Origin of the sequence: Kutzneria sp. 744 (genome assembly GCF_000568255.1) — a bacterium.
In the GTDB taxonomy this organism is placed as follows: domain Bacteria; phylum Actinomycetota; class Actinomycetes; order Mycobacteriales; family Pseudonocardiaceae; genus Kutzneria.
Genome location: NZ_KK037166.1, coordinates 9,416,119 through 9,429,661, shown reverse-complemented (window position 1 = coordinate 9,429,661; position 13,543 = coordinate 9,416,119). Strand labels below are relative to the sequence as shown.

16 protein-coding genes are annotated in these 13,543 nt (G+C 70.4%); 6 read left to right on the top strand and 10 right to left on the bottom strand.

All coding sequences use genetic code 11. The features are described from left to right. Positions 1–2: 2 nt before the first annotated feature. The 5 genes from KUTG_RS43125 to KUTG_RS54680 are packed head-to-tail and all read right to left on the bottom strand — an operon-like array spanning position 3 to position 4,279. Positions 3–1,442 carry a dynamin family protein gene (locus KUTG_RS43125; protein ID WP_043725405.1) on the bottom strand — a complete coding sequence of 480 codons (1,440 nt, stop codon included), beginning with the start codon at positions 1,440–1,442 and terminating at the stop codon, positions 3–5. Then, positions 1,439–1,666, bottom strand: coding sequence for a hypothetical protein (locus KUTG_RS64620; RefSeq protein WP_043725403.1), 228 nt, complete (start codon positions 1,664–1,666; stop codon positions 1,439–1,441). Before KUTG_RS64620 ends, KUTG_RS43125 begins: the two co-directional genes overlap by 4 nt. Continuing rightward, a complete protein-coding gene (locus KUTG_RS64615; RefSeq protein WP_232241260.1) occupies positions 1,635–2,777 on the bottom strand; it encodes a P-loop NTPase family protein in 1,143 nt (380 codons plus the stop codon). Before KUTG_RS64615 ends, KUTG_RS64620 begins: the two co-directional genes overlap by 32 nt. After that, on the bottom strand, positions 2,711–3,208 hold the full coding sequence (locus KUTG_RS64610) for a dynamin family protein (RefSeq protein ID WP_232241259.1): 498 nt from the start codon (positions 3,206–3,208) through the stop codon (positions 2,711–2,713). Before KUTG_RS64610 ends, KUTG_RS64615 begins: the two co-directional genes overlap by 67 nt. 15 nt (positions 3,209–3,223) lie before the next feature. Continuing rightward, positions 3,224–4,279: an IniB N-terminal domain-containing protein gene (locus KUTG_RS54680; protein ID WP_052396077.1), complete on the bottom strand. Its 1,056-nt coding sequence runs from the start codon at positions 4,277–4,279 to the stop codon at positions 3,224–3,226. 53 nt (positions 4,280–4,332) lie between these two features. Between KUTG_RS54680 and KUTG_RS43105 the strand changes: the two genes are divergently transcribed. Then, positions 4,333–6,183, top strand: coding sequence for an Hsp70 family protein (locus KUTG_RS43105; protein WP_157495195.1), 1,851 nt, complete (start codon positions 4,333–4,335; stop codon positions 6,181–6,183). Between the two features lie 158 nt (positions 6,184–6,341). Here the strand turns inward: KUTG_RS43105 and KUTG_RS43100 are convergent, their stop codons facing one another. Beyond that, positions 6,342–6,701, bottom strand: coding sequence for a hypothetical protein (locus KUTG_RS43100; RefSeq protein ID WP_043725399.1), 360 nt, complete (start codon positions 6,699–6,701; stop codon positions 6,342–6,344). Positions 6,702–6,770: 69 nt separating this feature from the next. Here KUTG_RS43100 and KUTG_RS43095 point away from each other — a divergent pair, with 69 nt between their 5' ends. From KUTG_RS43095 to KUTG_RS43085, 3 genes are all read left to right on the top strand, one after another. Next, on the top strand, positions 6,771–7,541 hold the full coding sequence (locus KUTG_RS43095; protein WP_043732653.1) for an enoyl-CoA hydratase/isomerase family protein: 771 nt from the start codon (positions 6,771–6,773) through the stop codon (positions 7,539–7,541). Positions 7,542–7,683: 142 nt separating this feature from the next. Further along, positions 7,684–8,388 carry a phosphotransferase family protein gene (locus KUTG_RS57245; RefSeq protein ID WP_084580469.1) on the top strand — a complete coding sequence of 235 codons (705 nt, stop codon included), beginning with the start codon at positions 7,684–7,686 and terminating at the stop codon, positions 8,386–8,388. Then, positions 8,385–8,672 (top strand): TFIIB-type zinc ribbon-containing protein, encoded by a 288-nt coding sequence (locus KUTG_RS43085; RefSeq protein WP_043725398.1) that lies wholly within the window; start codon positions 8,385–8,387, stop codon positions 8,670–8,672. The genes KUTG_RS57245 and KUTG_RS43085 overlap by 4 nt, the downstream gene beginning before the upstream one ends. Positions 8,673–8,920: 248 nt before the next feature. Here KUTG_RS43085 and KUTG_RS43080 read toward each other — a convergent pair whose 3' ends face one another. The 3 genes from KUTG_RS43080 to KUTG_RS43070 all read right to left on the bottom strand — a co-directional run bounded on the left by KUTG_RS43080 (position 8,921) and on the right by KUTG_RS43070 (position 10,872). Next, entirely contained in the window at positions 8,921–9,373 is a 453-nt protein-coding gene (locus KUTG_RS43080) for a GNAT family N-acetyltransferase (RefSeq protein ID WP_043725396.1), read from the bottom strand. A gap of 67 nt (positions 9,374–9,440) precedes the next feature. Further along, positions 9,441–10,160, bottom strand: coding sequence for a hypothetical protein (locus tag KUTG_RS43075; RefSeq protein WP_157495193.1), 720 nt, complete (start codon positions 10,158–10,160; stop codon positions 9,441–9,443). A 55-nt stretch (positions 10,161–10,215) separates the two neighbouring features. Next, a complete protein-coding gene (locus tag KUTG_RS43070) occupies positions 10,216–10,872 on the bottom strand; it encodes an HAD family hydrolase (protein ID WP_043725392.1) in 657 nt (218 codons plus the stop codon). 119 nt (positions 10,873–10,991) lie between these two features. Between KUTG_RS43070 and KUTG_RS43065 the strand changes: the two genes are divergently transcribed. Further along, positions 10,992–12,380, top strand: a complete 1,389-nt coding sequence (locus KUTG_RS43065) for a hypothetical protein (RefSeq protein WP_043725389.1) — start codon at positions 10,992–10,994, stop codon at positions 12,378–12,380. Positions 12,381–12,447: 67 nt separating this feature from the next. Here the strand turns inward: KUTG_RS43065 and KUTG_RS43060 are convergent, their stop codons facing one another. After that, positions 12,448–12,777 (bottom strand): hypothetical protein, encoded by a 330-nt coding sequence (locus KUTG_RS43060; protein ID WP_052396075.1) that lies wholly within the window; start codon positions 12,775–12,777, stop codon positions 12,448–12,450. Positions 12,778–12,867: 90 nt separating this feature from the next. Between KUTG_RS43060 and KUTG_RS62315 the strand changes: the two genes are divergently transcribed. Beyond that, the coding region (locus KUTG_RS62315) for an alpha/beta hydrolase (protein ID WP_198047501.1) at positions 12,868–13,543 on the top strand (676 nt) is incomplete at its 3' end.

The window sequence follows — 13,543 nt, the reverse complement described above, 5'->3', positions numbered from 1 at the left end:
GGTCACGACAACTCGGCGGCCATGCCCTCGCAGGTGCGGACGACGACCCGGGCCACGTCCACGGTCGCCTTGCGTGACAACGGGTTCTCGGCCTGGCGCTGCCAGCGGGCCAAGGCGTCGAGGACCGCGGCCCGTTGGTCGTCCTCGTTCACGTTCGGGGCCAGGCCCAGGCGGGACCAGGCCTGCGCGCCGCCGGCCCCGAGCAGCCGCTCGGCCTCATCCATGGCGTGATCGCTGAGGTCGGTCACGCCGGAACGCAGTGCGCCGAGGACGCGGAGCTCGGTGAACTCGTGCGCGCCGGCCAGGATCCGCTCGACCTCGTCTCGCAGGATTTCGGTACCCGGACGGGAGTCCTTGCGCAGCAAGGCATCCACCGCCAGCAGGGCGGAGCGGGACTTGAGCAGGTCGCGGCGCTGCGTGAACTGGGCGGCGAACACCGCCCGCAGCTCGTCGATGCCGCTGCGCCGGGTGAGCTCGGCGGCGAGATGCCCGGGATCGTTGAAGCCCTGGCGGATCAGTGCCAGCGACAGCCGCACGCCGAACAGCCCGAACCGTTCCAGCAGCGCGAAACCGTCCGTGTACTGGATGAACCGGTCGGCCGACAGCAGCGCCGACTCGACCTCGGCCCGCGGCGTCGCGGCGATCCGGGCCAGCGCGTCGAATTCCTGCTGGTGCAACGATCGCGCGGTCTCGGCCAGCAGCCCGGCCACCGGCACGACGCCTTGGCAGAGGCGTCGCAGGCGCGGATCGGACCGGTAGCGGCGGGCGATCTTGCTGGCCGACATCAGGGCGTCCACCCGGCCGACACCGATCTCGTCCGCTCTGGACAGCACGGCGATCGTGTTCACCGGGTTGGCCCGGGCGATTCCGTTGTCGTGGAAGGACTCCAGCAGACGCAGGTCCGCACTGTGCAGGTGCCGCATCAGGTAGACGACCGCGTCGGCCTCGCTGGGCTCGTCGTCCGGAACGAGAAAACCGTTGGCGCGCGCGGAAACGTCCGTCGACAGCGAGGCGATGCCGGGCGTGTCGATGAGGATGGTGTCCGACAGCCCGCGTGACGGCCAGTCCACCACCAGCCGCTCGACGTGGGCGGGATTGAGGCCCTCCAGGTCGATGCGCAGGGCCCCGTCCTCGCGGTCGATGCGCAGCTGCCTCGGGCCGCCGCCCAGCGGATGCGCGCAGACCCGGGGCCGGTGCCCCTGCCGGTACCAGGTGACGATGCGGGTGCACTCCCCCGCGTCCGTCGGCGCCAGCCGCTCCCCCACCAACGCGTTGAGCAGCGTCGACTTGCCCGCCTTGACCTGGCCGGCGATCGCCACCCGCAGCGGCCCGTCCAGCCGGTCCAGGTGCTCACGGAGCGACTGCGCGATCTCCGGTGTCTCCCGGAAAACCTCGACAGCGTCCCGAAGAAGGGTGCGAACCTGCCCGCCCAGCCGGCTCATCGGGCCAGCTCCAGGGCCAGGCCCGCCAGGTGGTCGACCCGGGACAGCTCCGCCGTGACGTCCTTGATCCGCCCGTCCCGGCTGCCGGAATCGGCCTTCAAGGCCTGCTGGGCCGCGCTCAGCGCCTCCTGCACCGACCGGGACAGCTCCTGCGCGTGGGCGGTGAAGTGGTCCCGCAGCGTCCGCTGGAGTTCACGCAGCAGGTCGCGGGATTCCTTGCCCACCTGGAAGATCAGGTCGTCGACGAATCTCCGGGCCGCCGACTTGGCCTCGCTCTGGCGTCGTTGCAGCATGCGTTTGCGCTCGTCCTTCACGGTCTTGCGGCCCAGCAAAAGGCCGGCCGCCACCGACACCGGGTTGAGCAGGGTGAGGCCGGCGACCGTGCTCAGCATGCCGATCATGATCGTGCCGCCGTAGCCGCCGCGCATGCCGGTGATCACCTTCTGGCCGATGCCGAAGCGCTCGCCGACCGGCATCTCGAAGCTGCTGGACGCGGTCGGGGCGTGGAAGCTCAGTCGGGCAGGGCCTGTTTCGCCGGCGTCGCCGAAGTGCTTCGGTCACCTGCCGGGCCAGCCACTGCGCCCGCTGGTGCGTCCACACGAAGTTGGCCGACGCCGCGGCCGCACCCCGCTGGTGCAGCCACAGCGTGAACTCTTCGTCCACAGTGGCCGGATCGACGGTCTCCAGCTCCTCCTCGGCCTCCCGCAACAGATGTCGCATGCGGTCGCGCAGGTCGTAGTCGATGTCGGCGATCAGGTCGCTGACGCCGTCGTTGAGGGTCTGCTGCCAGCGCGCGGAACGCTCCTTCAACGCGTCGACACGGCCGCGGGCCCGGGTCAGCTCGGCGATGAGATCCTCGGCGTGGTTGGGATCCCGGTACGCGGCCAGCTCGGCCTGCATCGACGCCGACAGCTGGGTGGTCACCGACAGCACGTCGTTGGCCACCGAACGATCGGCGAGTGCCGCCGCCTGGGCGAGAATGTCGTGGCGCAGCCGGTGGATCAGCTCGGGGAAGCCGGACTCGTCGTTCAGCTGCGCGTCCTGGGCCCGGATGGCGTGCTGCCGCAAGGTGGACGAGACGGGGATCAGATCGGCGTCCACGTCGGCGGCGGCGAGATGCCCCCGGTTCAGCTCGGCGATCCGCCGCCACTGCGGGTAGAGGTCCGTCTTCGTCAGTACACACAGGACAGTCGGGCACATCTTCATGGCCTGCCGCAGGAAGTCCAGCTCCGGCCCGGTGTACTCCTGGGCCGCGTCGGACACCAGGATCACGGCGTCGGCGGTGGGCAGCACGGCCATGGTGCTGGCGCCGTGGGCCGAGTCGAGGCCGCCCACTCCCGGCGTGTCGACCAGGCAGAGGCCGCCGGACAGCACGGTGCGGGGAACCCGACCTCCGCGTAGCGCAGTCGCTCGCGGTTGCCGGGGTTCCCCGCTTCCGAGACGTGCTGGGCGAGCTGGTCGATCGGCACCTGACGCCGCTGGTGCTCGTCGTCGCCGACCAGCACCACCGACGGCTCCGGGGCGTAGCGGACCAGCGTGGGCACCGCCGTGGCCAGGTCGTCGTCGACCGGGCACACCGGGGCGTCCACCAGGGAGTTGACCAGCAAGCTCTTGCCCTGCTTGAACTCGCCGACCACCAGGACCCGGACCTCCGGGTCGAGCAGGCGGCGGCGCGCCACCGCCAACCGCTCGCCGAGATCTTCCCTGCGGTAGGCCGCGGTGGCCCTGATCGCGAGGTCAAGCAGCTCGGCGGCGGTCGGCGGCATGGTGGCGGCTCCCGATCAGATGTGGATGAGGTTGTGGTCGACCTCGTTGTTGGAGGCGATGTCGTTGTTCGACGCGACATCCGTGTCGTTGTGCGAGTCCAGCTCGGTCAGGCTGTGGTCGTGCGAGTCGTTGCCCGAGCCGATGGCCGTGTTGTTGTCGGAGGCGATGTCGTCGTGCGAGTCGTTCCCGGAGCCGATCGCCGTGTTGACGTCGTCGTGGGAGTCGTCGTGCGAGTCGTTGCCGGAGTCGACCGCGGTGTTGTCGTGCGAGTCGTTCCCGGAGCCGACGGCCGTGTTGTCGTGCGAGTCGTCGTGCGAGTCGTTGCCGGAGCCGATCGCCGTGTTGTCGTGCGAGTCGTTCCCGGAGCCGACGGCCGTGTTGTCGTGCGAGTCGTTGCCCGACCCGACCGCGGTGTTGTTGTGCGAGTCGTTGTGGCTGTCGGTGCTGTTGTGGCTGTCGGTCGTGTTGTGCGAGTCGGTCTGGCTCAGGCTGCTGCCGTTGGTCGCCGTGGCCACGTCGCCGCTGCCGTAGGCGTGCACGTCAGTGGAGTTGTCGTCGTTGGAGCCCGTGGCGCTACCTCCCACGGCCACCGCGCCGCCGTGGTCGGCCGTCAGGTCGCCGTTCTGCACCTCGTTGCCGTTGCCGACGACGTTGTGGTCGCCCGTGGTGACCACGGAGTGGTTGTCGAAGCTCTGGAAGACGTCGCGGGCCCACACGTTCTGGTTCACCGAGTTGTCGACCACGGTGTTGTGGCTGTCCACCGAGTACGAGTAGTTCTGCGTGATGTAGCGGATCTGCTCGATGGCGTGCTCCATGCCGCCGCCACCGTGCACCGGCGGGGGCGGCGGCGGGGTCACCACGTGGCTCGGGCCGCCGGCGTCGTAGGTTCTGTCGAACGACTGCGCGGCGTCGATGACCAGGGGCATCGCGTCGTGCACGTCGGCGGCGCACAGGTGGTTGAAGCCGTGGTCGTTGAGCACCTGCTGCGGGTTGGACTCGAAATGGTCGCGGGCGCTCTGGTCGCCCAGCAGCTCCATGATGAAGTCCAGCAAGCTGATTCCGGTCGCCATGGGAATCTCCTCCTCGGTCGGCGAGTTGCCATGACGCTAGGTAGCGATCAGCCGTGGGGGCATCGGGTGGCGGCCCCCGTCTCGTTTCCCCGGTGTTGGGGGATCGGATACGGGGGTCGATTGGGGGATTATTGGGGGTTTTCGGCGCTAATGACCACCCAGAGTGTCGCGATGAGTCTCCCGTGGGCTATCTGTTGGGATTGGACCTGGGCACGACATTCACCGCGGCCGCCATACGCCGAGGTGGTGGGCCCCCGGAAATGGTCACCCTTGGTAACAGAAGTACGTGCATGCCCTCGGTGCTGTACATCGGCCGCGACGGCTCCGTGCTGGTCGGCGACGCCGCCGAGCGGCGGTCCGCGGCCGATCCGTCCGGGGTGGCACGCGAGTTCAAGCGGCGGATCGGCGACGTCACGCCGATGCTGCTCGGCGACGGCGGGCACACCGCCCACGAGCTGACCGCGCGGCTGGCCCGCTGGGTCGTCGACCTCGTACGGTCACGAGAGGGCGGCGAACCCGAGCAAGTCTCGATCACGCACCCGGCCGGCTGGGGCGGCCACAAGACCGCGCTGCTGGGCACCGCGCTGGCCGAGTACGGCCTCGGCGACTCGCTGCTGCTCAGCGAGCCGGCCGCCGCCGCCATCGCCTACGCCTCGACCGAGCGGCTCGCGCCCGGCGCGGCCATCGGCGTCTACGACCTCGGCGGCGGCACCGTGGACACGGCCGTGCTGCGCAAGGACGCCATCGGCTCGTTCGAGCTGCTCGGCGAGCCCGCCGGCGACGACCACCTCGGCGGCGTCGACTTCGACGAGCTGCTGTTCGAGCGGATCCGCAACCAGTTCCCCGAGCTCATGACCGGCCTGTCGGCCGACGACCCGCTCGCCGTGAGCGCGGTCGGCCGGCTGCGGCGGGAGATCACCGAGGCCAAGGAGGCCCTCTCGCTGGACACCGAGGCCGTGATCCCCGTGCTGCTGCCGTCCGGGCAGCGGCAGGCGCGGCTGATCCGGGCCGAGTTCGAGGCGATGATCCGGGCCGCGCTGGAGGAGACCGTCGACCTGCTGCGGCGGACCATCCGCTCGGCCGGCCTGACCGAAGCCGACCTGGCGGCGGTGCTGCTCGTCGGCGGTTCGTCGCGGATTCCGCTGGTCACCGAGCTGCTGTCGGCCGGGTTGGGGCGTCCCGTGGCCGTCGACGCCGATCCCAAGGCCACCGTCGCCATCGGGGCCGTGTTGTCGGCGTCGCTGGACAACGTCGTCGAGCCCGTGCCGGCGATCGTCGCGATGACCGCGCCGCCGGCTCGGCCGACCGAACCCGAGATCCCGCTGCACCTGGTCACTCCGGCACCCCGGCCGTCGCGGTTCGTCCGGCCCCGGATGTTCGCCGGCGCCGCCGGGTTGGCTCTGGTCGCGATGGCCAGCAGCGCCTTGGTGTACAGCGCCCAGACCGCCGACCCCGGCGCCCCGGCGCAGGCCGCGACCCCCGGCACCACGCCGTCCGTCGCCCAGCCGCCCGCCGGCGGCGCCAGCGGCACGAACGCCGCCGCGCACAAGCCGTCCAAGACGACCACTCACAGCACGTCGACGTCCAAGACCTCCGGCAGCAACGCCACCAGCACCTCCGGCGCGGCGCCGACCACCTCCCCCGCCTCGGACACCAGCGTCCAGGACCGGGCCGGTGCGCCGATGATCGGACCTCCCCCGGACGACAGCACGTCCTCCTCGGACGCCCCGCCGCCGACCACCACCACCGTGGACACGCCGCCGCCGTCGACCAGCGCCGCCGCGCCGCGCAACAACCCGCCGCCCGACGACACGCCCCCCGCCACGATCGTCACCTCGGCCCCCGCCGACACCACGACGTCGGTCATCGCCTCAACCACCGACCCCGGCCCCACGACGACCTGACGCTCACGCTCCACACCCGCTCACCGTCCACACCCACCCGCTCTCCACCCCCGCAAACGCCACATGTGCGCCACAGTCCGCACTGGGCGCCACATGTGGACCACATGTGGCGGGAAAACGAGGTGGGGTGGGTGGGTTGGGTGGTGGGGTGGGCGAGGTCAGAGCTCGTCCACCTCTTCGGGGGCTTCGTAGATGGGCTCCGTGGCGCCGTAGACCGTGTGGATCTCCACCGAGCCCAGGCCGATCGTCACCAGGAACTCGCGCACCTGGGGCTCGGTCGCGCCGCCGAAGATCAGATGTGTTGTCCAGGCCGGGCGGTCCGGCCGCTCCTCGAACTGGATGTAGTGCAGCAGTCCGTGCGGCACCTCGCCGCGCTCGATGACCTGCTCCGGCCGGCCCCACTCGGCCATCAGCAGCTCCGTGTACTGGCCGCCGCCCGAGCCCAGCTGTGCGAACAGCACGGGATCGAGCAGTTTCACCTGCGGTTGTTCGCCGTTCCACGACGCTAACTCCGACACCTCGACATCATGGGCGTGAGAGGGTGGGAAAGCAAAGATCACTTGTGATGGGAGTGCGCCGTGGATCTGCTGCGACTGGACCGGGAGGACGCCGGCCTGGCCGTGCTGACCGTCGACGCGCCGCCGCTGAACCTCTACACCGCTGACATGCAGGCCGAACTCCTCGACGCCATCGGGCAGATCGAGGCCATGCGGCCGCGGGCGCTGTTGATCAGGGCCGTCGGGCGGGTGGTGACCGGCGGCGTCGACGTTGCCCTTTTCGACGCACAACCCTCGGCCGCCGCGGCCAAGGAGGCGTTCGACGAGATGCTGACGATCCCCGACCGGATCGCGGCGCTGCCGTTCCCGACTGTGTTCGCCGCGCACGCTCTGTGTCTGACCTGGGCGTTCGAGATCGCCGTGGCCTGCGATGTGCTGCTGGCGGCCGAGCGGGCCAAGTTCGGCTTGGTGGAGAACGTCATCGGGCTGACGCCGACCATGGGCGGCACGCAGCGGCTGGCCGCGCGGGCCGGGGTCGGGCGGGCCAAGGAGTTCGTGATGACCGGCGACCGCTACGACGCGGCGACGCTGGAGCGGTGGAACGTCGTCAACCGGGTGCTGCCGGATGACGGATTCGACGACGCCGCGCTGGCCTACGCCCGGCGGCTCGCGGCCGGGCCGACCAAGGCCCACGCGGCGACCAAGCAGGTGTTGCGACACTTCGAGCACGGCGGCGTTCCCGAGGCGAACGAGCACGTCACCGCCATCGCCGCCGAGCTGTTCGACACCGAGGACCTGCGCGGGGCCGTGCGCTCGTTCCTGACCGACGGTCCCGGCAAGGCCACTTTCTCAGGCCATTGACAGGTTCTCCGGGAACCTTCCCTCCATTGCAGACCGTTTACCTGGTGTTGGTGAACGGAGGAGGTGGCGGGAATGGGTTCCGGAGTGGTCGTCAGCGCGGTCGACGAGGCCGTCAAGGCCCACCACGACGGCGCCGACGGCCGTGCCCTGGCCGACCGGATGCGCCTCGCCGCGCATCCGGCCCTGGCCGGCATTCTGTTGCCTCCCAAGGACTGCCGACCCATCCCGGTCGGCGACCGGTGGGTCAGCGTGTGGCCGCTCGGCGCTCCCGTCGCCGACGACGAGGCCGCCGCGCCGTGGGCCGAGGCCGGCGGCAAAACTGGCCCGCCTGCACCGCGTCGACCCGTCCCGCCTCGGCCACATCCCCGCCGCCGGCACCCCCGCCCGGCTGTCCGGGGCCATCGCCCGATTACGCGGAAACCCTTCCGCCGCACCGGTTCTCGCCGCGTGGGACACCGTCCGGCCGTTGGAGCCCGGCTACCACCTCGTGCACGGCGACTGGCACCTCGGGCAGCTCGTCCGCTACCGGGGCCGGTGGCTGCTGATCGACGTCGACGATCTCGGGCTCGGGGATCCCGCCTGGGACCTCGGCCGCATCGCCGCCGGCTACGCCATCGGGGCCCTGCCCGAGCACGGCTGGCAGCGCTTCCTCGCCGGCTACCGCGCCGGTCACGGCCCCGCCATCGCCCTGTCCGGCGATCCCTGGCCCGTTCTCGAACCCATCGCCCGCGCCTTCGTCGTCTACACCGCCGCTTGCGCGTTGCTCGCCGACCGCCCCCTCGACGACGTGGACCGGGCCCTGCTCGCCGCGTGCCGCCGAATGACCGAAACCGAGGAGACCAGATGAACTGCCCCAAGTGCCCCGGCTCCATGCGCAGCTACGAGCGCAACGGCGTGCATGTCGAGCAGTGCGACACCTGCCGCGGCATCTTCCTTGACCACGGCGAGCTTGAGGCCCTCACCCGCGCCGAGGCCCAGTGGTCCAACAACCAGCAGCGGTACGCCAACCAGCCGCCCCAGCAGCACTACGCCCCCGGCCCCGGCTACGGCGGCGGCCACCACAACGGCCCCGGCTGGGGCGACCGCCGTCAACGCAAGGGCGGCTTCGGCCGGTTTCCTGTCTCCTCCTGACGACGGTGTCGCACACTTGGGGTACTGGCGATAGAGATAAAGCAACGTCAGTGCTTACGCTGATAACCTGCTAGAAAGACGGAATTAAAGCTAGGAGTCGCGCGCCGCTGGCAGGACGACACAATGAGCGATACCCTTGGGAAGGGGTAGAAAAATGACAGCTTTAAGTTACTAAGGGCGCGGCGGACTGCCTAAGACATACCTCCCATTGACCCTTGAGACATCAGCCGCTCCCAGCCGCGCCGGCGTCAGTCGAGGAAGCGCTCGGCGACGGTCTCGCCGTGGAAGGTCTGGCCGGTGGGCGTGAAGCCCAGTCCCAGGTAGAACTGCTCGGGTCCGTCCGGGTCGGGCACCCAGAGCACGGTGATCCGGTTCTGCCCGCGGCGCCGGGCCTCGGCGCAGAACTGCTCGACGGCGAACCGCCCGTACCCGCTGCGCTGGTGACCGGCGGCCACGTTGAGCCGCCAGATGCCGCAGCGGAAGAAGTCGAACGGGGCAGCGGGGTCGAAGCAGCCCATGAGGAAGGCGACGAGCCGGTCGTCGTCGTAGACCAGGCGGGGCCAGGCCGCGGCGGGCTGGGTGTAGGCCTCGGCCAGGGACTCCGCCACGGGCGCGACGAACTTCTCCTGCCACGGCTCGATCTTCAGCGCGCAGGCGGCCGAAACGTTGTCCGGGGTCACGGTTTCCAGTCGGAGAGGCATGACCGGGGAGTCTGGACAACCGCCAGGACGCGTGTCCACGCGCGAGCGGGCGAGATCACAGAGCCGGTCAGGCCCGGACGGTGGGCCCGAACGAGGGCAGGTACATGGGCACGGTGTCGGCGAACTCCAGGCGGGGCAGGACGGCGGTGTCCATCTCCCGGGCCAGCTCCTCGGGGGTGCGCCACACCTTGGCCTGCTGCCGGTAGGAGTTGACGGCGCGCAGGGCGGTGCCGGGCTCGGTGGGGTCGTCGGCGTAGATGTAGGGCCGGCGGAACCAGCCGGAGATGGGGTCGGTGCTCTCGTCGGGGGTCTCGGGCAGGGACTTGACCTGCTCGAGATCGAAGTCGGCGGCGCCGAAGCCGTAGCCGCCGATGACGTCGACGTTGAACAGGGCGAGCTTGGGCTCCTCGGGGATGGGCGGGGCGGCCAGCCAGTGGCGCACCTCGTCCTCGGTCATGTCGGAGCCCAGCGTGGTCAGGACCCGGGTCCAGACGGCTTCGACGGAGTCGCCGAAGGCGGCGATGACGTGGTCGAGCACGGCGCACGAGGTGGCGCGTCGTCCCCGGCGCAGCTTGGAACCCGGCTCGCGGCAGCGGGTGCAGCGGCCGTTCTCGTCGACCACGTGGTCGTCGAGGAGCGCGACCAGGGCGGCGCACATGCGCAGCATCCAGTCACGCTCGTCGTCGGAGCCGAGCACGCGGACGGAGTCGACCGCGCCGGTCTCCAGCCACGCGACGACCCGGTCGAGCTCCATGATCGCTCGTTCACGCAGGGTCAATTTCCGCAAGCGGCCAGGATAGGGCCTTTCCGTCACGGCGCGGGATCGGCCGACAGCGGGATTGTCACCCCGCTGACAAAAGATCAAGGATCATCGGCAGCTCACCGACCCCGGAGATCACCTTCGCCGCGCGGGCCACGACCTGCGGGTCGGGCGGGAAGTGCTCGTTGGGCACGGCCACCACGATCATGCCGGCGTTCAACGCCGCCTTGATGCCGTTGGTGGAGTCCTCGACCGCCACGGACTTCGTCGGGTCGACGCCCAAAGCCTTGGCAGCGGCCAGGTACACGTCGGGCGCGGGCTTGCCGGCCCCGGTCAGCTCGCTGGACAGCGCGACCTTCACGACGTCGCCCAGACCGGTCGACCGGACCACTTCGTTGATCAACGCGGGCGGCGAGGAGCTGGCGATGGCGACCGGGCAGCGGGCGGCCGCGGCCCGCACGGCCTCGACGGCGCCGGGCAGCAGGGGCGGGCCCTCGGCGTAGCGGGCGACCATGCCGTCGACCACCAGTTGGGCGATCTTGTCGGGGGTCAGCCGCACTCCACGTGCAGTAGCCAGATACTCCGCCCACTCCGGCGTGCTCATGCCCATCAGCGCCCGGGTCGTGTTCTCGCCGTCCCAGGTGCCGCCGTGCTCGGCCGTGACCGCCCGCCGCACCTCGTCCCAGGTCCGCTCGGAGTCGACCAGCACGCCGTCCAGATCAAATACCACCGCGTCCACACCCGGAGGCTAATGGATGACGTCTGCGTGAAGTGAAGATTGAATCATTGCTCCCGCTGCGTGGGCGGGAGATCCTCGTGCGGCGAGTTCACCTTCCCCTGCACCGGAGGTACGCACCCATGCGCCCCATCACCGGCGCGGCGCTCGTCGCCGCGCTGACCGCGGCCGTCCTACCCGGACTGGCCGCCAGTGCCCACGCTGCCACCACGCATCGTGTCCTTTTCGACGCCACCAAGGCCGAAACCGCCGGCAACGCGGACTGGATCATCAGCACCAGCCAGCCCGATCCGCTCAAGCAGAACTCAACGCCCAATAGCGACAAGGACTGGACCGGGGCGCTGTCCTCGTGGGGCGTCGCGCTGCAGAAGACCGGTCAGTACACATTGGACACCCTGCCGGCCGGCAACACGATCACCTACGGCGGCTCGGGCGCGCTGGACCTGAAGAACTTCGACGAGTTCGTGCTGCCCGAGCCCAACATCCAGCTGTCCGCAGCGGAGAAGAAGGCGCTGCTGACCTTCGTGCAGAACGGTGGCGGGCTGTTCCTGATCTCCGACCATACCGGCAGCGACCGCAACAACGACGGCTGGGACTCGCCGAAGATCATCAACGACATCATGACCAGCAACGGCGTCGACAACACCGACCCGTTCGGCTTCTCGGTCGACCTGAAGAACATCAGCACCGACCACCCGGTGGCCATCAGCGACTCCTCCAACCCGGTGCTCAACGGCTCCTTCGGCGCGGTGAAGCACAGCCTGATCGCCAACGGCACCACGTTCACGCTCAAGCCGGCCGACAACCCGAACGTGAAGGGCCTGCTGTACCTGAGCACCTCCTCGCCGGGCAACGCCAACGCCACCTTCGTCACCAGCACGTTCGGCCAGGGCCGGGTGGCGATCTGGAACGACAGCTCCCCCATCGACGACGGCACCGGCGAGTCGGGCAAGACCCTGTACAACGGCTGGTCCGACTCCACGGCCAACAACGCCGCCCTGGCCCTGAACGCGACCGCGTGGCTGGCCGGCAGTGGTTCCACCACTCCCCCGGGCGGCGGCACCTGCGCCTCGCCCGGGCAGGAACTGGCCAACGCCGGCTTCGAGAGCGGCACCACGTCGTGGAGCGGCAACGCCACCATCGGCACGGGTCAGACGCCGCACGCCGGCACCAGCGACGCCGCGTTCGACGGCAAGGGCGTGGCGACCACCAACACGGAGAGCCAGACCGTCTCCATCCCCGCCGGCTGCTCCGCCAGCCTGAGCTTCTGGCTGCACGTCGCCACCGCCGAGACGACCACCAGCAGCAAGTACGACACCTTCAGCGTGGCGGTCGGCTCCAGCACCGTCGCCACGTACTCCAACCTCGACGCGGCGAGCGGCTACCAGCAGCACTCCGTGGACCTGTCGGCCTACGCCGGCCAGTCCGTGACGATCAAGTTCACCGGCGCCGAGGACTACGAGAAGCAGACCACCTTCGTCCTCGACGACACCGCCCTGACGGCCTCCTGACCTCTCCCCCCATGCAGGGAAGGACGCCTTACCCTCGTTGAACGCGGGTAAGGCGTCCTTCCCTGCATCAGGCCGCGAGCAGGGCGCCGCAGTCGCCGAACTCCGGGTGCATCTCGGCGTACGAGACCAGGACGCCGTAGCCGTCGGCCCCCTCGGCCAGCACGGCGAGGCGGAGGTGGTCCATCTTGCGGGCGGGATCCAGGGCCAGGCCGGCGGCCGTCAACGCCTCGTAGAGGGTGACGCCGCGGACCTCGTGCCGCTCGGTGCGGCGGCGGGTCACGTAGTCGATGCTCAGGGGCCGGCAGGCGCGGGCGTGCAGCGCTGAGGTGCACCGCACCGTGCCCGGCGTGGCGACCTCGCCGGCGATAACCAGCTCATCAAGCCGCAGCGGCGTCACAAGGACCAGAATAGATCCGCAACTGCGGTTGTGTGATCGGTTTCACTCCTCAGTAGCAGCGGTAAAGCGCGTTTGCTTCGTTGTGTGACCGTGAGCAGGACGGGGACCGCACTGGCGGTCGCAGCGGGTGTCGGCGGCGTGGCGTTGAACGTGATCGCGCGGCGGGCGCCCTGGCGGCGGTATCCGCTATCCCTGGTGGGCATGGGGTTCGGCGTCGTCGGCGCGGAGGCCTCGGTGCCGGCCGCGGCGGCACAGCTCGCGGTCACGGGCGTGGCGGCGGCGCTCAAGGCCCATCGCAGCAAGATCGGCGTGGCGGCAATGGCCGTGTCCCTGGGCGCGGCGGTCGGCCTGGCGGCGCTCCAGAAGCCCGCGAACGACACCCGGCGGCACCTCCAGGGCGCGGTCGACGAGGCCCTGGGCCGTGGTGCGGTGGAGGTGTGGGCCCCGACTCCGGCGCTACCGCAGGGATATCGCCGCAAGGAGTTCATCGTCGCCGACGGCGTCCGCTACTCGGACGACCAGCAGCTGGACGTGTGGCGCAAGGCGGGCGTCACCGGCGCGCCCGTGCTGATCCAGGTGCACGGCGGCTCCTGGACCGGCGGCGACCGCCGCCAGCAGAACCTGCCGCTGCTGGCCCACATGGCCGACAACGGCTGGGTCTGCGTGGCCGTCGACTACCGGCTCGGCCCCAAGCACCGCTGGCCGGCACAGATCGTGGACGTGAAGCGGGCCATCGCCTGGTCCGCGACAACATCGAGCGGGTACG